General features: G+C 70.7%; 4 protein-coding genes. 3 read left to right on the top strand and 1 reads right to left on the bottom strand.

The genetic code is table 11. The features are described 5' to 3' along the window. On the top strand, positions 1-1,639 hold a 1,639-nt coding region (locus AA75_RS49340), incomplete at its 5' end, for a hypothetical protein (RefSeq protein WP_033820544.1). Next, positions 1,639-2,187 carry a hypothetical protein gene (locus AA75_RS15190; RefSeq protein WP_033820543.1) on the top strand — a complete coding sequence of 183 codons (549 nt, stop codon included), beginning with the start codon at positions 1,639-1,641 and terminating at the stop codon, positions 2,185-2,187. The genes AA75_RS49340 and AA75_RS15190, both read left to right, overlap by 1 nt. Positions 2,188-2,378: 191 nt before the next feature. Here AA75_RS15190 and AA75_RS15185 read toward each other — a convergent pair whose 3' ends face one another. Continuing rightward, the gene (locus AA75_RS15185; protein ID WP_033820542.1) at positions 2,379-2,834 is read right to left on the bottom strand and encodes a hypothetical protein; all 456 of its coding nucleotides are present in this window, start codon (positions 2,832-2,834) and stop codon (positions 2,379-2,381) included. Between the two features lie 112 nt (positions 2,835-2,946). Here AA75_RS15185 and AA75_RS51410 point away from each other — a divergent pair. After that, positions 2,947-3,419 (top strand): hypothetical protein (locus tag AA75_RS51410; RefSeq protein ID WP_206743438.1); only part of this gene is annotated, 473 nt, incomplete at its 3' end.

Genomic DNA, 3,419 nt, shown 5'->3' with positions numbered 1-3,419 from the left:
GCGCGTCCAGCGCGCCCACCCGGCCGGGCGCGGGGGCGACGGCACGGTCTGCCTGACCGCGGCCGCGCTCAAGCAGCTCGGCCTGCCCGCCGCCCTGCCGGGCACGGAGAAGGCCCTGGGCGCGCTGCAGGCCAAGATGGCGAAGGCCGCGGCCAGCGTCGGCATGGAGCTGAGCGAGCACATCGGCCCGGCCTTCCACGTCTTCCGCCGCAAGGGCTCGGCCGGCGGCCCGAAGACCTCGGTCCGGGTGACCGTCGCACCGTGGCTCGGGCAGGGCGACTCCCGCCAGCAGGCCACCAGCGCCCTGGCGGGCCCACTCGCCACCGCTCCCGATCGCGCCAAGAATGGTCGGACGTTCGCCCGCCGCTTCCGGGCCTTCACCACCGACCTCGGCGTCGCGCCGGGCGCGACCACTGCGTCCACCGGGATGCTGCTCCTGGACGCGGTGCGCCCGCGTGTGGAGTGGGTCAAGGACGAAGCAACAGGGGAGTGGTCCTCCAATCTGCGCGAGGGCGCCCTCCCGGCCGGTGACCTGTGCGTGCCGCCGGCCGCCGGGGCCCGCCACCCGCTCACCCACGAGCTACTCTCTCGAGGTGAGACGGTGTGCGAAGAAGAGGACTACAAGTGGTGGGCCCGCGAGCTCACCGAGCAGGAGGCCGGCCGCCAGTTCGCAGTTGCGGTCGACGTCTGCGCGTCCTACCTGTCTGTCACCGACTCCCTGCGCCTGCCCGCCGGCCCGCTGGAGCTGATGCGGACCCCGGACTGGAACGGCGGCAAGACCGCCGGCCTGTGGTGGTGCGACTTCACCGCGACGGCCGTGGACGAGCTGCTGCCGCACCCGGCCACCTTCCACGGCCGGCCCCCGACCGGGCCGGGCTGGTACGCCACCCCCACCGTTGCCTACATGGCCACCACCTACGGTTTCGACCCGGCGACCATCACCGAGGCGTACCTGTCCTCGCACACCGTCCCGCTGCTCAAGGAGTGGACCGGGCACGTGCGGGCCGGGTACAAACGCGCGTACGCCGACCTCGGCCTGACCGACGGCCAGAGCCCGGAGGAGTTCCTCGCCGCCTACGCCGTGCACAAGGACGTCGGCACCGACCCGGTCCGCGCGGACGCCCTGGTGCTGGCCGGGCTGTACAAGAACATCTACAAGGGCGGCATCGGCAAGTGGTCGGACTCAGCCCGCCACCTGGACGACGAGACGTGGCTGGAGAAGGTCGCCGCCTCCTGGTCCTACCGCCCCGAGATCCGCTTCCACATCATCGCCGCCGCCCGCATCGCCGCCCACCGCCGCCTGCGCAAGACCTTCCTGCTGACCGGCCGAGCCCCGTTCGCGGTCAACGTCGACTCCTACCTGTACGCCACCGACGCCCCCTCCCCGCTGGAGGTGCTGCCGGTGAAGGACGACGGCACCCCGGTCCCGGGCGCGCTGCGCCTGGGCATCGCGCCGGGCAGCCACAAGCACGAGGCCTCGATCCCGCTGCAGGCCGCGGTCGAGGTGATGGGCCGCCGTGAGCACCCCTCCCGGCTGACCCACGACTACACCACCGACGGCACCTACATCGGCCCGGAGCAGCCCATCGCCGATGAGGCCGGCGCGGACACCGACCACGATGAGGAAGGCGGCAACTGATGGCCGGCAAGCTCCGGGGGATGTTCGGGCGGGTGCGCGAGGCGCTGTTCCCCTCGCGCCAGGCCCCCGTGCAGTCCACCACCCAGGCCGGTCACGTGCGAGACCGCAAGTACGGCGGCAGCACCAGAATGATGGCCGCCGCCTACGGCGTCTCACCGCGCACGGTGCTGCGCTGGATCGACGGCACCCGCCACCCCGTCGAGCACGAGCAGCAGCTGCGGCGTGAAGCGCTCGAGGTGCAGACGACCGAGCGCGGCCGGGAGCGGAAGGCCAAGCAGCTGGCACAGCTCGGCACGATCTCCGGCATCGGCGCCCGGGTCGGCAGGACGACCACCTTCGCGATCCGCGGCTCGGACGCGGTCCGGGCCCGCGACGTCCACCTCAACCTCTCGGGTGAGCAGGCCGCCGCCCTGGCCCGCGCCGAGAACGAGGACGAGGTGCGGGCCGTGATCGGCGCGGCCCTTGCCGATTACTTCAACGGCGGCGCCTACGGCGACTTCCGGCCCGAGGACTTCGACTTCGACCCTGACGACTTCGACCTGAACTGACCGGCACAGCGACCCAACTTGCCTATTTACAGGGTGAGTTCATGGAAAGTGGCGACAGGCCGGTGGCCGTGCCCCGAACCAGGGGCAACGCGGCCACCGGCCTGACCGCGACCGGTCCAGGACAGTCAGGACGCAAGAAACTCCCAGATATTCCGGCCCACCGACGGGAAACGAAGAGATCACAACCGCATTCATAGCGCACCAAAAGTCGGATCTAAGCCCCGATAGTCGAAGCATTCGGCAGCGAAAGCGCTCAGGAATTCCAAGGACGGGACAAGACCGCGATAACGAACAGCGACCACCGGGACGAACACAGCCACGATGCCGTCGCCCAGGAGCTGGCGGACCTCGAAGCGGCCTGGGCGCTGACGCCCGCGCGGTGGCACTACGCCCATTGCGGCGACCGAACCACTGGGGAGGGCACCACCTGGTTCGGCTCGATCCTGGAGCCGGGCCAGGCCCGTGACGCCGGGCCGCGGTTCCACAACGACCACAACGACTGCCGCGACATCGCCGGCTGTGCCCCCGAAGCCGCCTACCAGGCCCGCCAAACCACCGACGACGACCATCAGGCCGTCCGCGACGCCCTTGATGCCGCCACGCTGCGCCAGGTCATGATCTGGCTGGAGCGCGCTCGGGACGGGCATCGACGTCCGCGGCTCGGGCCGGGGCAGCGGCGGCTAACTCATCGGCCCCGGCTCCGTCGTCGGCGGCCCCTGGGACGCCGCCGAACGTGACCTGCTGCCGCCGGGCTGGATCATGGAGCACCTGCGCACGGCATCCGGGGGGACAACACTTGCCCTAGCCTGGCCGGGACCGCCTTGGCTGCTCCTGGAAGAGGCAGAGCAAGGCGCCCAGGGACTCAACGGGATCATTCCGCCTGAGGAAGCGGGTGCGGGCGCTCCCCTGCTGGAAACGCTGTCGCAACGCGTCATTGAGGACGAAGGCGTCGGCCACGCTGGGAGCCTTCTGCAGGCGTCGTCGTACGTGCCCGGACAGGGCTTCATCCCCGCCTGCGGCTGCCCCGTCGTGAAGATAGGTCGGCTCGATGATGTTCCCGCGACCATAGGCCCGGGCTGCTTCAAAGCGGGCCTGCTCGAACGGCATGCCATGGAAGTACTCGCTACGCGGGCTGGCCTGCGGGCACAGAAGCCGACATCTCTGAAGGACCTTCTTCTCCAGGATCCGGAAGGGTTACGTCCAGGGAAGTGGTGTACGGGTTCCACCCGTTC

The organism is Kitasatospora sp. MBT63 (assembly GCF_000710465.2).
Classification (GTDB): domain Bacteria; phylum Actinomycetota; class Actinomycetes; order Streptomycetales; family Streptomycetaceae; genus Kitasatospora.
This window is presented reverse-complemented; position numbering and strand designations above follow the sequence as displayed.

Coding starts and splice junctions, on each gene's coding strand:
- AA75_RS15190 (WP_033820543.1), top strand. CDS start 1,639: ATGGCCGGCAAGCTCCGGGGGATGTTCGGGCGGGTGCGCGAGGCGCTG.
- AA75_RS15185 (WP_033820542.1), bottom strand. CDS start 2,834: ATGCCCGTCCCGAGCGCGCTCCAGCCAGATCATGACCTGGCGCAGCGT.